Below are 13,305 nucleotides of genomic sequence, written 5' to 3' on the forward strand. Positions count from 1 at the left end.
CGCAAGGAATGGAAGGAAGATCAGACCTTGTCGGGCTTGCCTTCGTTACCCGCGATGAACGGGCTCCACGGTTGGGCGCGCACCGGCGCCTTCGTCTTCCACACCACGTTGAACTGACCGTCCGGGCGAATTTCGCCGATCATCACCGGCTTGTGCAGGTGGTGATTGCCGTCCATGACCATGTCGAAGCCGTCCGGCGACTTGAACGATTGGCCGATCATGGCGGTGCGGACCTTGTCGACGTCCACGCTGCCCGCCTTCTCGACGGCCTGCTTCCACATATGCATGCCCACGAACGTGGCTTCCATCGGATCGTTCGTCACGCGCTTGTCGCCGCCGGGCAGGCCCTTGGCCTTCACATAGGCGAACCATTCCTTCTTGAACGCCTCGTTGGTCGGGTTCTTGACCGACATGAAGTAGTTCCACGCGGCCAGATGCCCCACGAGCGGTTTGGTGTCGATGCCGCGCAGTTCCTCTTCGCCAACGGAGAACGCGACGACCGGCACGTCCGTCGCCTTGATGCCCTGATTGCCGAGTTCTTTGTAGAACGGCACGTTCGAATCGCCGTTGATCGTGGAGATCACGGTGGTCTTGCCGCCCTGTGCGAACTGTTTGATATTGGCGACGATGGTCTGGTAGTCGCTGTGACCGAACGGCGTGTAGACCTCCTGAATGTCCTTGTCGTCGACACCTTTCGAGTGCAGGAAGGCACGCAGGATCTTGTTGGTCGTTCGAGGATAGACGTAGTCGGTGCCGAGCAGGAAGAAGCGCTTGGCGCCGCCGCCTTCCTTGCTCATCACGTATTCGACGGCGGGGATCGCCTGCTGATTCGGCGCAGCGCCCGTATAGAAGACGTTCTTCGACATCTCTTCGCCTTCGTACTGCACCGGGTAGTAGAGCAGGCCGTTGAGTTCTTCGAAGACAGGCAGTACCGACTTGCGCGACACCGACGTCCAGCAGCCGAAGACGGCGGCGACTTTGTCCTTGGTGAGCAACTGGCGGGCTTTCTCGGCGAAGAGCGGCCAGTTCGAGGCGGGGTCGACGACCACGGCTTCGAGCGGTCGACCCATCACGCCGCCTTTGGCGTTGATGTCGGCAATGGTCATGAGGGCGACGTCCTTGAGCGACGTCTCCGAGATGGCCATCGTGCCCGAGAGCGAATGCAGGACACCGATCTTGATGGGCTGCTTGCTCTGTGCGAACAAGTTGGGCGCCATGCCGGTGAGCGATGCGGCGCCCGAGAGGGCCGCCATCTGGAGTAGCGTGCGTCGTTTCATGGTACGTCTTCCCCTTTCCTGGTTAGACCGGTCGATCCGGTATCGGGGAATTAACGCAAGGGTCGTGCCAGCGTCCTGCCACTAGGGGCCATCACGTGCCGATGGCGTGCCGACGGGGGTGGGGGAGAGATTGTCAGGCGGTCTGCCGTAAGCGCGAGACACGGTGGTGCGACGGCGCGCCGTATTGGTGCGCACCGACTTGGCGCGCGAACCAATCCGTTCGCGCACCCGGAATACATGTGAACAGACCCTAGGCTTTGCGCGGCGATTCTACGGGCGGTGTGCCGTCATGAAAAAGGGATGTCAGAAGCGAACGCAGTTCCGCCGAATCGGCGTGTTTGTGGACGGTGACCGCGTGCTGCACGGCCGCCTCCAGCAATTCCTTATCGGAGTCTGCGCAAAGCGCTACCGAACAGTTCATTTCGCTGGGGAATTCCCGGCAATCGATGAATTTGCGAGCCATGATGCTCTCCTCGCACAAACAGACTGATGACGCATGCATGAACCACAGCGAGCGATGAACGCCACGCGAAGTGGTTCAAAAAGTATAGGCCGCAGGGAATGAGGCGACGGTAACGAGACCGGGTTTCCGGGGTGGTCATGCGTCAGGTGCGCAGGGTAGATCGACGTGCGGGAATGCCCCGCCGGAGGGCGTCCGACATGCCGCTCTGGCATTTTTTGATGCATGATTGGCATTCGTGCCAAATAGGCTGACGGCAAGATGACGGCGACTGAAGACATCTCACTCACTCGACATCACACCATGACCGATACCGTTGCCGGGCGCACCGCGCCACCTTCCGAGCCTGCCGAACACCAGCGTCGCCGACTGGGCCGACGCTATGCCGCTGTACTCGCCGCCTGTCAGGCGCTCTACACGGCGGCGTTGTCCGTCGACCTCACGCTGACGGGCCTTGTCGGCTACATGCTGGCGTCCGACAAGGGCTATGCGACGCTGCCGTTCTCGCTCATTACCGTCGCGTCGGCGATTACGACGATCTTCGCGTCGATGCTGATTCAGCGCTTTGGCCAGCGGCTCGGCTTCGCGCTGGGGGCGTTGTTCGGCACCGTAGGCGGTCTGGTGTCGGTGATGGCGATTTACGAGAAGCACTTCGCGATGTTCTGCGCGGGGACGGCGTGCGTGGGGGTGTTCCAGGCGTTTGCGCGTTACTACCGGCTCGCAGCGGCGGACGTCGTGCCTGTCGAAGACAAGCCGCGCGCCATCTCGGTCGTGCTGACGGGCGGCGTGCTGGCTGCCGTGATCGGACCGGCGCTTGCGGCAGGCAGCAAGGACTGGCTCGCGCCGGTGACGTTCGCCGGTTCGTATCTCGTCGTGACGATCCTGTCGGGCATCTCGTTGCTGCTACTCGTCGGCTTTCTGCGCGACTTGCCGGTGCACGCAGCGAGTGGGGCGGCGGGCGGTGCGGCGGAGCTTCCGGCACGTCCGTTGGGCGAGATCATGCGGCAGCCGATTTACGTCGCGGCGCTTGCGAACAATCTTATCGGCTTCATGGTGATGATGTTCGTGATGACGGCGACGCCGATTGCTGCAGTCGCCTGCGGCCACAGTATCGACGACGGTGCACACATCATCGAGTGGCATCTGGTCGGCATGTACGCGCCGTCGTTCTTCTCCGGTCATCTGGTGAAGCGTTGGGGTGTAGTGCCGGTGCTGCTGCTCGGCATCGGTATGTCGGCGCTGTGCGGTGTCCTCGCGCTGATGTCGACGAGTCTGGCGTACTTCTATGCGGCGCTGGCGTTTCTCGGTGTCGGCTGGAACTTCATGTTTGTGGGCGGCACGACGTTGCTCACGATGTCGTACCGTCCGGCCGAGCGCGCGCGTGCGCAGGCCGCGAACGAATTCATCACCTTTGCGGGCACTGCGCTGGCGAGTCTGTTCGCCGGGCAATTGCTGGCGCGTTTCGGCTGGGCCACGATCAATCAGGCGACGTTCCCGTTGCTGACGATCGCGGCGCTGGCGACCGTGTGGTACGCCGTCTATGCGAAGCGCCGTCCGGCGCACGCGACGGCTTGATATCGACTGACCGTTCACCATGAGCCAACCTCGTCTCGTCGCGTTTCTTCTCGTGCCGCCGTTCGTTCTGCTGGATCTGGCGGGACCGCTCGACGCGTTTCACGCCGTCATCCGCAACTTCACGGAGCAGGGGCAAGACGCGCCCTACAAGACCGTGGTCGTCTCGGAGCATGGCGGTCCGGTGGAGACGGGCTCGGGCATCACGTTGCATACGGAGCCGATGCGGGCGCTGGATGCGATGCACGTCGACACGCTGGTCGCGGTGGGTGGTGCGGTGGCGCATCGTCCGGCGGTGCCGGGACCGGTGGGCGACTGGTTGCGCGATTACGCACCGCGCGTGAGGCGCGTGTGTTCAGTGTGCGTGGGGGCGTTCGTGCTCGCATCGGCGGGGTTGCTCAATGGGCGACGCGCCACGACGCACTGGCTGGATACGGCGATGTTGCAGGCGTGCTATCCGGAGGTGCGGGTCGAGTCCGATCCGATTTATGTGCGTGAAGATCCGGTGTGGACGTCGGCCGGGATTACGGCGGGCATCGATCTCGGGTTGGCGTTGATCGAAGACGATTGCGGTGTGGATGTCGCGTTGCAGGCGGCGCGTCGGCTGGTGGTGTTTCTGAAGCGTGCGGGCGGGCAGTCGCAGTTCAGTCCGCCGTTGCAGGAGCAGGTCGCGGCTGGCGCACCGTTTGGCGATCTGCACGCGTGGATGTCGGAGCGGCTGGACGGCGATCTGTCGGTGATGCGGCTGGCGGAGCAGGCGAACATGAGTCCGAGAACATTCGCGCGCAGCTATCTCGCGCGCACGGGTTCGACACCGGCGAAGGCGGTGGAGCGCATGCGTTTGGAAGCGGCGCGCTTCGCGTTGCTCGATTCGGATGCGTCGCTCAAACGCATCGCCGCGCGCGTGGGCTTCGGCGACGAACAGAACCTGCGCCGCGCGTTTCAACGTCAGTACGGCGTGACGCCGGTGGCGTATCGGGAACGGTTTGGGGTGGGGTGTGTGGCGTAGGCAGGTGAGGGTCATCTGTCGAAGGTGGCCGTTGGCGCTTCAGTCGCCAATTGCGGGGGAAATTTCGGAATCATCCGATTTCGGAATGCCGGAGGCTCGTTGATACTTCACAGATCGTGAATATCACCTCACTGGATTCGCCTCCTTTATGCAAGCCAAGCGACTCGCACAATTCGTTGTCTCTTCACTTCTTTCGCTGATGTCCGCGCTGCCGCAATTCGCTCACGCTAGTTCAGCGCGGTGCGGTGATGTGTGGCCAACCGTTAGGCCCGTGTTCGCGTCGACGATTCAGTACGGCAACGCGGAGCGAAAGAGCGATCCATTCATTACGGTATCGATCGATAAGAAGCCAGCTCGGATGCTGCTCGATTCGGGTTCGAATCGCCATGTCATATGGGATCCACGCTTCGTCGTCGAAGGAGGCGCGACTAACACGGGTGGCAATGTCCTGAACGCAATCGCGTCCTCTGCGCCTGCACGTCAACGCGTTATCGAGTTGGAGGACACGGCGCGCCGCAGCACGACTCAGACAATCTACGTAATTGACGAGACGCCTTTGATGGCAGAGGGCTTCTCGGGGATTATCAGTCCGCAGTATCTAGCCGGTGGCGATGTGTCGGTGATGGACTTCAGGGACGATTGCTTTCTTGTCAGCAGGCGCTTCGAGCCCGAGGTCGTTGGGTGGATTCGCGTTGTCGATGGAAGTGCCTTACCCAACATCCATCATGTGATGGCAATTCCAGTCGGGTTTAAGGGGGCGCGGATCCCCATGGTTGTCGATTCGGGTGCGTACACGACGACGCTACCTCTCCCGATGATCAACGGTGAAGCGGTCGGCAAGGCTCGACACAGATCTGTCGATTTGTTTGGGCGCGAGATCGAAAGCGACGATCACACGCGACTCGTGGACTTCACGATTAACGGTCAAACAATCTCCCGCCATCCGGTCGCATCTCAAACTGTTCCGCGCGAAGGAGGCGTAGCCAGTCTTGGTGCGATTGGCATGGACGTCTTAAGGAACCGGATCGTGTTTCACGACAACGAGCGTCATCGATTCGCTTTGCTGGTTCCATGGACGGAGGTGAACGCTGGCAGTGAGCAAATCAAGCCGCCAACTTCCCCGCCGCAGCCTTATCCAGAAACCGGAACAGACGCGCGTCATCCGAGTACGCGACGTTGAAGCGGAACCAGTGACAGGGTTCGTTGTGGGCGAGGAAGAACTCGCCCGGGGCGAGCATGATGCTCTCCAATAACGCCGCTTCCGCCAACTCTCGGGCGGGTTGGGTAGCGTCCGGCAGGCTGCCGCACACGAACATGCCGCCTTCCGGCTGCGCGAGCAGCGTCACGCCGTGCGATTGCAACTGGGTGATGAGACGGGCACGTGAGCGCGTCAGTCGATCCGACAGGCGTTCGATGTGCTTGCGGTGACGTCCCTCGGTCAGGATCGCGTGCACGATGCGCTCGTTGATCTCGGACGACGTCAGCCCCGCTACCATCTTGCTACGTGCAATCTCATGTGCCAGATCGCGCGAACACGCGAGATATCCCACACGCACCGACGGCGAGATCGTCTTCGAAAAACTGGAGACGTAAATCACCCGCGACAAGCCGTCCATCGCTGCCAATGACGGTGTGCCCGCTGGCGCAAGTTCGCGATAGATGTCGTCCTCGACGATCCAGAAGCCATGCTGCTCGGCGCACTGCAAGATGCGATGCGCCGACGCCGGTGTGAGCGACGTACCCAACGGGTTCTGCAACGCCGGATTCACGAACAGCGCGCGCGGACGATGCGTCTGCGCCGCCTGCTCCAGCGCCGCGAGGTCCAGCCCGGCCTCCGTGCGGGGGATACCCACGACGTTCAATCCCGCCAGACGCAACACCGCCAGCAGATTGCAATACGCGGGAGCTTCGACCAACACCGTGTCGCCCGGCTTGAGCAACGTGCGCACCACGAGATCCAGCGCCTGCGTGGCACCGTGCGTGAGCACAATCTGTTCGGGCGGTGCTTCGATGGACAACTCGCCGAGGCGTCGTGCGAGCCACTGACGCAACGGTCCATAACCGTGCGGATGCCCGTAGTGCGCGAAGTGTGCGCCCGGCCCCTTCGACAGCGAGCGCAGCGCGCCATGCAGACCGTCCTCGTCGAGCCAACTGTCGGGCAGCCAGCCGCAGCCGCTTTTCACCGCGATGGAGTCGTCTGCAAAGATCTCCGAGAGCAACCAGGCGTTGGTGACTTCGCTCGCGGCGGCCCCCATCGACAGACTCCCGCCGAGGGTGGACGAACCGACCTCGCGCGCGTCTGCCGCGCCCGCCACGAAGAATCCCGCGCCGCGCCGGGCCACGAGCGTGCCGTGCGCGACGAGACGGTCGTAGGCCTCCACCACCGTGAACGTGCTGATGCCGTGCGCCTTCGCCAGCGACCGGATCGACGGCATGCGCATGCCCGCGTGCAACGTCTGACGCTGCAACGCCCGCTCGACCTCCCGCACGATCTGGTCGACGAGGGCTTCGGGTTGTGCGCGGTTCAGGGTAAAGGCGAGCGGCTGGACCATGATTTGACGAAATTACGGGTAAGGACGGCGAGCGAGTGTGCGGAATAGTCACGCAATCGAACACTCAATCCGAGGTGTACGGGTAAATCCCGAGCAGTGCCAGATTGGAACCACATCCGGCCCCGGCCCACGTGGCGCGGGGCGGGCGGGTGTCCGCTCTATCGGCTGTTGCCAATACAGTTGAGGCAATTGACCGATACAGAATAACCATTTTCCGGGTGACTGTACATGTCTGTACCGGTTCGCCTCTCGTAGCATCCACTCCATCTACCCGTGGAGCGACTTCGCGTCGCCAACCCGGGACCTCCTGATCGTGACATGCCCCTGGGGAGACCCCGCGATGAACATGAAAGACCTGAATCTCGATATGACGGCGTTCTGGATGCCGTTCACCAACAACCGTCAGTTCAAAAGCTCGCCGCGACTGTTGGTCAAGGCCGAAGGCATGCACTACACGTCGTCGGACAATCGTCAGATTCTCGACGGCACCGCCGGTCTCTGGTGCGTGAATGCTGGTCACTGCCGTACCGAGATCGTCGAAGCGATCCGTCAGCAGGCCGGTGAGATGGACTTCGCACCGACGTTCCAGATGGGGCACCCGAAAGCGTTCGAAGCGGCCGCCAAGATCGCCGAGATCACGCCGCAGGGCCTCGACCGTGTGTTCTTCACGAACTCGGGATCGGAGTCGGTCGACACCGCACTCAAGATCGCGCTCGCCTATCACCGCGCACGCGGCGAAGGCCAGCGTACGCGCCTCATCGGTCGTGAGCGCGGCTATCACGGCGTGGGCTTCGGCGGCATCTCGGTCGGCGGCATCTCGCCGAACCGCAAGGCGTACTCCGGCCAACTGCTGCCCGCCGTCGACCATCTCCCGCACACGCTCAACATCAAGGAAGCCGCCTTTACCAAGGGGCAGCCGACGTGGGGCGCGCATCTGGCCGACGAACTGGAGCGCATCGTCACGCTGCACGACGCGTCGACCATCGCCGCCGTGATCGTCGAGCCGCTGGCGGGCTCCACCGGTGTGCTGGTGCCGCCGCAAGGCTATCTGCAAAAGCTGCGCGAGATCTGCGACAAGCACGGCATCCTGCTGATTTTCGACGAAGTGATCACGGGCCTCGGCCGCCTCGGCAAGCCGTTCGCCGCGCAGTACTTTGGTGTGACGCCGGACATCATCACGATGGCCAAGGGCGTGAACAATGCCGCTGTGCCGATGGGCGCCGTCGCCGTGAAGACGTCCGTGCACGACACCATTGTCGACGCCGGTAACACGGGCGCCATCGAGTTCTTCCACGGCTACACGTACTCCGGGCACCCGCTGGCGGCCGCCGCTGCCTGCGCTGCACTCGACGTCTACAAGAACGACGGCCTGTTCGAGCGCGCCGCCAAGCTCGCCCCGCACTTCGAAAAGTCGATCCACGGTCTGCGCGACCTGCCGAACGTCGTCGACATTCGCAACCTCGGTATGGTCGGCGGCATCGAGCTGTCGACGCGCGACGGCAAGCCCGGCGCACGTGCGCACGAGATCTTCGTCAAGTGCTTCGAGAAGGGCGCGCTGATCCGCTACACCGGCGACATCCTTGCGTTCTCGCCGCCGCTCATCATCAGCGAAGCGCAGATCGACGAGTTGTTCGGCATCGTCGCGGAAGCCATCCGCGAGACGGCATAAGCGGGCACTGGCGCCACACCCGCATTCAGTTAGTTTTTACGGAAATCGACATGAACCAACGAGTCAGCACCGAACGTATCGAGCATTGGATTGGCGGCGCAAGCGTCGCGTCGGGCGAAGCCGAACTGCGCTTTGGCGAAGTGACGAACCCGGCGACCGGCGAAGTGGTTCGTCAGGTGGCGCTGGGAGGGACGAAGGACGTCGCAACGGCCGTCGCCGCCGCACGTGCCGCGCTGCCGGGCTGGCGGGCCACGCCGCCGATGAAGCGCGCTCGCGTGATGATGAAGTACCGCGAACTGCTTGAGACGAACCGCGAAGCACTCGTGCAACTGATCACGCAGGAACACGGCAAGACGCTCGACGACGCCCGCGGCGAAGTCACGCGCGGCATCGAAGTGGTCGAGTTCTCCATCGGTATCCCGCATCTGCTCAAGGGCGAGATCGCGCCGCAAGTCGGCACCGGCGTCGACACGTACTCGATCCATCAACCGGTGGGTGTCTGCGCGGGCATCACCCCGTTCAACTTCCCGGCTATGGTGCCGTTGTGGATGTTCCCGATGGCCGTGGCGTGCGGCAACACCTTCGTGCTCAAGCCGTCGGAGAAGGTGCCGTCGGCGGCGCTGCTGCTGGTGCGTCTGGCCAAGGATGCCGGTCTGCCCGACGGCGTGCTGAACGTCGTGAACGGCGACAAGGCGGCCGTCGATGCGCTGCTCACGCACCCGGACGTGAACGCGGTGTCGTTCGTCGGCTCGACGCCCATCGCGCAGTACATCTACAGCACGGCGTCGGCGCACGGCAAGCGTGTGCAGGCGCTCGGCGGCGCGAAGAACCACGGCGTGGTGATGCCGGACGCCGATCTGGACTTCACCGTCGACGCACTGATCGGCGCTGCGTACGGTTCGGCTGGCGAGCGCTGCATGGCGATCTCGGTGGCCGTCGCAGTGGGCGACGTGGCCGACCAGTTGGTGGCTCGTCTCGCACAAGTCGCGAAGGCGCTGCCGGTCGGTGACGGCACCGACCCCGTCGCGCAAATGGGACCGCTCATCACGCGTGTGCATTGCGACAAGGTGAAGGGGTTCGTCGATGCCGGTGTGGACGAAGGTGCGAAGCTCGTAGTGGACGGCCGTGGCCTGAAGGTCGCCCAGCGCGACGACGGCTTCTTCATCGGTCCGTGCCTGTTCGATAACGTCACGCCGGACATGTCGATCTATCGCAACGAAATCTTCGGGCCGGTGCTGTCGGTCGTGCGTGTGAACACGCTGGAAGAGGCGATTGCGCTCATCAACCGCAATCCGTATGCGAACGGCACGGCGGTGTTCACGACGTCGGGTGGAGCAGCGCGTCGCTTCGAAGACGAAATCGAAGTCGGCATGGTCGGCGTGAACGTGCCGATCCCGGTGCCGGTCTCGTACTTCTCGTTCGGTGGCTGGCGCAATTCGCTGTTCGGCGATCAGCACATCTACGGGCCGGAGTCGGTGCGCTTCTACACGCGCTCGAAGGTGGTCACGCGTCGCTGGTCGGAGGGACGTCCGGCGAATGCCACGTCGTCGCTCGTCATGCCGACGTTGGGTCAGTAAGTCGTCAACGGCAAAGCAATGTAAAAACGCCGTCCCGGGATGCCCGGCGACGGCGTTTTTATTTGTGAACGATGATCGTGTGAGCGCTCAGCGCACCGGCGCGATTTCGATGCCTTCGTCCAGCAGGAAACTGCGGATGCGCTGCGCGAATTCGAGCGCGTGTTCGCCGTCGCCGTGCAGGCAGACTGTCTGCGCGTGAATCGGGACGAGCGTGCCGTCGATGGCGCGCACGCGTTGCGCCTGCACCATCATCAGCGTTTGTGCGAGAGCGTCCTCTTCGCGCTCGATCAGTGCGCCGGGCGTGCCGCGTTTGACCAGCGAGCCGTCCGGGTTGTAGCCACGGTCGGCAAACACTTCCTCGACGGCGTGCATGCCCGCCGCGCGCGCCGCTTTCACGAGTTCGCCACCCGCCAGACCGTAGACGGCGAGATCGGTATCGAAAGCGCGAATCGCTTCGACCAGCGTTTCGGCCAGCGCGGGGTCGCGCGCCGCCTGATTGTAGAGCGCGCCGTGCGGTTTCACGTGCGTGAGCCAGCCGCCCTGCGCGCGGACCATCGCGGCGAGCGCGCCGATCTGATAGAGCATGCCCGCGCGGATTTCGTCGAGCGGGAGCTGCATCTCGGTGCGTCCGAAATTCTCTCGGTCGGGGAAACTGGGGTGTGCGCCGATGGCCACACCGTTCTCCAGCGCCCAGCGCACCACTTGCTGCATCGTGCCAGCGTCGCCCGCATGCCAGCCACACGCCACATTGGCCGAGCTGACCAGCGCGAGCAGCGCTTCGTCGTAGTCGCAACCTTCTCCGAGGTCGACGTTCAGGTCGATCTTCATCATGTGTTCTCCTGCGGGGACAGCCTGTCCTGCATGTTCAAGTCTGCGTATTCAAGTGCGTTTGCGCGTAATGGCCGCCACCTTCGGCGTGCTCAGAATGCCGCGGTCGTGCCACGCGAGTGCGCGTTCGATCTGGTCAAGATAGCGTAGTTGCTCGCGCAGCGCTTCACGCGCTTCGGCAGCGGTGCATTCCGAAAAGTACAGCGTGCTCCCGAGCCGCGCCTGTCCGAGCCGCCAGAGATCGGCCGTGATCACCGTGCCGATCTTCGGGTAGCCGCCGGTCGTTTGCGCGTCGGCCAGCAGAATGATCGGCTGTCCCGACGGCGGCACCTGAATCACGCCGGGCAACACGCCGTGCGAGAGCAAGTCGTGCATGCGGTTCTTCTTGCGCGCAAGCGCCTCCGGGCCGGACAGACGATAACCCATGCGGTTGCTGTTGGGCGTGACCTGCCACGGGTTCTCCCAGAAGCTCTTGTGCGTGACGGACGTGAAGTCGTCGTACTCCGGACCGGGCAACACTCGCACGCGGTGTGCGAGCGGGTCGGACAGCCACAACGGCGGGCGCACACCCAGCGGCTCGGCTTTGCGTGCGGTGGCGCTCGGGTGGCCGATGGCGATACGGTCGCCGTCGTGCAGGGCGCGACCCTCGAAGCCGCCGAAGCCGCCGTTCAGATCGGTGCTGCGCGAGCCGAGCGTTTCGGGCACGTCGATGCCACCGGCCACGGCCAGATAGGTTCGCATGCCGAAGCGCGAGGGGCGCAACGTAAGCGTCTGACCTTTCGCGACGGGGAAGCGCCACCACGACCACACGGGGGTACCGTCGAGATCGGCGTGGCAGTCCGCGCCGGTCAGCGCCACGAGGGTAGCCGACGTGAACCGCATCACACACGTCCCCATCGTGATTTCGAGGGTGGCGGTGTTCTGGTCGTTGCCCACGAGCCGGTTGGCGACGGCGCAGGCGAGTGGGTCTAGGGCGCCGCCGCTGGCGACGCCGAATGCACGCTGACGGGTTCGGCCCAGGTCCTGAACGGTAGTGAGCAGGCCGGCACGCTGGATGTCGATCACAGGTCGAGACTCGCGATAGTGAAGCGCACGCGGTCGCCCGGCGCCAGCAGGGCGGGGGGCGTCGCAGCGGGGTCGAACAGGGCGCTGGTGGCGTGGCCGATGATCTGCCAGCCGCCCGGCGAGTTGAGCGGATAGATGCCGGTCTGATTGCCGCCGATGCCGACCGAACCGGCGGGCACGGACAATCGGGGCTCCGCGCGGCGCGGCGCGGCAATCGAATCGTCCAATCCGCCCAGATAGGCGAAGCCCGGCTGGAAGCCGAGGAAGTAGACGATGTATTCCGGTGCGGTGTGGCGCTGCACGACCGTCTTCGGTTGCAGGCGCGCGTGTTTGGCGACATCCGCGAGATCGGGGCCGTGCTCGCCGCCGTAGTGGACGGGAATCTCGATGTCGCGTCCGACTTCTCCTGCGGCTGGCTGCGTCTGCCAGGCATCGCGCAACCGTTCGCTAAGCACGTCGATATCGGTGGCGAGCGGGTCGAAGAGCAGGGTGAGGTTGTTCATGCCGGGCACGACTTCGCGCACGTCGGGCCAGTCGCGGGCCAGCGTGGCCACGTGCCAGACGCGCCGTTGCGTGGCGAGGTTGGCCGACGTCGGGCTGGTGCCTGCTTCACACACGAGCGCGCTGTCGCCGAGCGGCAGGATCTTGAGCGTTGTCATGAATTAGCGTGAGTTGCCGAGAGGGCGGGCGTAGGTGGCCGATTCCGTCACGATGGCGTCGAGCGCCAGATCGTGCGCCTCGGCGCTGAGGTCCTGAACTTCGAGAAGGTCGTAAGCGATGCCAAGCGTTTGCGGGGCGGGCTTCATCGCATGCAGGGTGCGGTCGTAGAAGCCGCCGCCGTAGCCGAGGCGCAGGCCATCGCGCGTAAAGCCGACGCAGGGCACCAGCAGCAGGTCGGGGACCAGCACTTCCGTGTCGCGCGGGACCGGAATGCGGTAGCGGCCTTCCATCATGGGGGTGTCGGGCGTCCAGCGATGGAAGACGAGCGGGGTGGCCGGTGCAGTGACGACCGGCAGGGCGGCGAGTCTGGGTGTATCGGGTGACGCAGCGGCCAGCCAGGCGACGACGACGCCGCGGGCGTCGAATTCGTCCTGAATGGGCCAGTAGAGGCCGATGCAGCGCGGGGCGCGGCGCGACAGTTCGTCGGCCAGCCGGGTGGCAAGGGCGGCGTCACGCTCGGCGCGTGCATCGAGGGTGCTGCGTGCGTCGAGCAGCGTGCGGCGCAGCAAGGCCTTCGGGCGTGCGTTCGCGGGCGTTGCATCCGCCCCATTTCCAGACGTCTGGGCCGCCGATTGG

At 64.2% G+C, this 13,305-nt stretch carries 12 protein-coding genes; 5 read left to right on the top strand and 7 right to left on the bottom strand.

Annotation, left to right across the window (positions count from 1 at the left end; genetic code table 11):
* Positions 1-20: 20 nt before the first annotated feature.
* Together urtA and ACIQWO_RS11440 are read right to left on the bottom strand one after the other, a co-directional pair.
* A complete protein-coding gene (urtA, locus tag ACIQWO_RS11435; protein WP_402823932.1) occupies positions 21-1,217 on the bottom strand; it encodes an urea ABC transporter substrate-binding protein in 1,197 nt (398 codons plus the stop codon).
* 310 nt (positions 1,218-1,527) lie between these two features.
* Complete coding sequence (locus ACIQWO_RS11440) at positions 1,528-1,740, bottom strand: DUF1059 domain-containing protein (RefSeq protein ID WP_402823396.1); 213 nt, start codon at positions 1,738-1,740, stop codon at positions 1,528-1,530.
* Between the two features lie 300 nt (positions 1,741-2,040).
* Between ACIQWO_RS11440 and ACIQWO_RS11445 the strand changes: the two genes are divergently transcribed.
* The 3 genes from ACIQWO_RS11445 (at position 2,041) to ACIQWO_RS11455 (ending at position 5,498) form a co-directional block, all read left to right on the top strand.
* The gene (locus ACIQWO_RS11445) at positions 2,041-3,312 is read left to right on the top strand and encodes an MFS transporter (RefSeq protein WP_402823399.1); all 1,272 of its coding nucleotides are present in this window, start codon (positions 2,041-2,043) and stop codon (positions 3,310-3,312) included.
* A 19-nt stretch (positions 3,313-3,331) separates the two neighbouring features.
* Positions 3,332-4,318, top strand: coding sequence for a GlxA family transcriptional regulator (locus tag ACIQWO_RS11450; protein WP_402823402.1), 987 nt, complete (start codon positions 3,332-3,334; stop codon positions 4,316-4,318).
* Positions 4,319-4,466: 148 nt separating this feature from the next.
* The gene (locus ACIQWO_RS11455; protein ID WP_402823405.1) at positions 4,467-5,498 is read left to right on the top strand and encodes a hypothetical protein; all 1,032 of its coding nucleotides are present in this window, start codon (positions 4,467-4,469) and stop codon (positions 5,496-5,498) included.
* On the opposite strand, the gene ACIQWO_RS11460 is transcribed toward ACIQWO_RS11455, so the two are convergent.
* A complete protein-coding gene (locus tag ACIQWO_RS11460; protein ID WP_402823408.1) occupies positions 5,422-6,870 on the bottom strand; it encodes a PLP-dependent aminotransferase family protein in 1,449 nt (482 codons plus the stop codon). The two genes, ACIQWO_RS11455 and ACIQWO_RS11460, sit on opposite strands and share 77 nt — an antisense overlap.
* Positions 6,871-7,210: 340 nt before the next feature.
* On the opposite strand from ACIQWO_RS11460, the gene ACIQWO_RS11465 reads away from it, so the two are divergent.
* Together ACIQWO_RS11465 and ACIQWO_RS11470 are read left to right on the top strand one after the other, a co-directional pair.
* Complete coding sequence (locus ACIQWO_RS11465; RefSeq protein WP_150663971.1) at positions 7,211-8,539, top strand: aspartate aminotransferase family protein; 1,329 nt, start codon at positions 7,211-7,213, stop codon at positions 8,537-8,539.
* Positions 8,540-8,589: 50 nt separating this feature from the next.
* Complete coding sequence (locus ACIQWO_RS11470) at positions 8,590-10,116, top strand: CoA-acylating methylmalonate-semialdehyde dehydrogenase (RefSeq protein ID WP_402823411.1); 1,527 nt, start codon at positions 8,590-8,592, stop codon at positions 10,114-10,116.
* Positions 10,117-10,203: 87 nt separating this feature from the next.
* Here the strand turns inward: ACIQWO_RS11470 and pxpA are convergent, their stop codons facing one another.
* Genes pxpA through ACIQWO_RS11490 form a run of 4 tightly spaced genes read right to left on the bottom strand, consistent with a single transcriptional unit; the run spans position 10,204 to position 13,235 of the window.
* Positions 10,204-10,944 (bottom strand): 5-oxoprolinase subunit PxpA, encoded by a 741-nt coding sequence (pxpA, locus tag ACIQWO_RS11475; RefSeq protein WP_402823935.1) that lies wholly within the window; start codon positions 10,942-10,944, stop codon positions 10,204-10,206.
* 51 nt (positions 10,945-10,995) lie between these two features.
* Positions 10,996-12,009 carry a biotin-dependent carboxyltransferase family protein gene (locus ACIQWO_RS11480; RefSeq protein WP_402823414.1) on the bottom strand — a complete coding sequence of 338 codons (1,014 nt, stop codon included), beginning with the start codon at positions 12,007-12,009 and terminating at the stop codon, positions 10,996-10,998.
* A complete protein-coding gene (gene pxpB, locus ACIQWO_RS11485) occupies positions 12,006-12,668 on the bottom strand; it encodes a 5-oxoprolinase subunit PxpB (protein ID WP_402823417.1) in 663 nt (220 codons plus the stop codon). Before pxpB ends, ACIQWO_RS11480 begins: the two co-directional genes overlap by 4 nt.
* A gap of 3 nt (positions 12,669-12,671) precedes the next feature.
* The gene (locus tag ACIQWO_RS11490; RefSeq protein ID WP_402823938.1) at positions 12,672-13,235 is read right to left on the bottom strand and encodes a 5-formyltetrahydrofolate cyclo-ligase; all 564 of its coding nucleotides are present in this window, start codon (positions 13,233-13,235) and stop codon (positions 12,672-12,674) included.
* Positions 13,236-13,305 lie beyond the last annotated feature (70 nt).

The sequence above is a fragment of the Pandoraea sp. NPDC090278 genome (assembly GCF_044772185.1).
Taxonomy (GTDB): Bacteria; Pseudomonadota; Gammaproteobacteria; order Burkholderiales; family Burkholderiaceae; genus Pandoraea.

Coding starts and splice junctions, on each gene's coding strand:
- urtA (WP_402823932.1), bottom strand. CDS start 1,217: ATGGCGCCCAACTTGTTCGCACAGAGCAAGCAGCCCATCAAGATCGGT.
- ACIQWO_RS11440 (WP_402823396.1), bottom strand. CDS start 1,740: ATGGCTCGCAAATTCATCGATTGCCGGGAATTCCCCAGCGAAATGAAC.
- ACIQWO_RS11445 (WP_402823399.1), top strand. CDS start 2,041: ATGACCGATACCGTTGCCGGGCGCACCGCGCCACCTTCCGAGCCTGCC.
- ACIQWO_RS11450 (WP_402823402.1), top strand. CDS start 3,332: ATGAGCCAACCTCGTCTCGTCGCGTTTCTTCTCGTGCCGCCGTTCGTT.
- ACIQWO_RS11455 (WP_402823405.1), top strand. CDS start 4,467: ATGCAAGCCAAGCGACTCGCACAATTCGTTGTCTCTTCACTTCTTTCG.
- ACIQWO_RS11460 (WP_402823408.1), bottom strand. CDS start 6,870: ATGGTCCAGCCGCTCGCCTTTACCCTGAACCGCGCACAACCCGAAGCC.
- ACIQWO_RS11465 (WP_150663971.1), top strand. CDS start 7,211: ATGAACATGAAAGACCTGAATCTCGATATGACGGCGTTCTGGATGCCG.
- ACIQWO_RS11470 (WP_402823411.1), top strand. CDS start 8,590: ATGAACCAACGAGTCAGCACCGAACGTATCGAGCATTGGATTGGCGGC.
- pxpA (WP_402823935.1), bottom strand. CDS start 10,944: ATGAAGATCGACCTGAACGTCGACCTCGGAGAAGGTTGCGACTACGAC.
- pxpB (WP_402823417.1), bottom strand. CDS start 12,668: ATGACAACGCTCAAGATCCTGCCGCTCGGCGACAGCGCGCTCGTGTGT.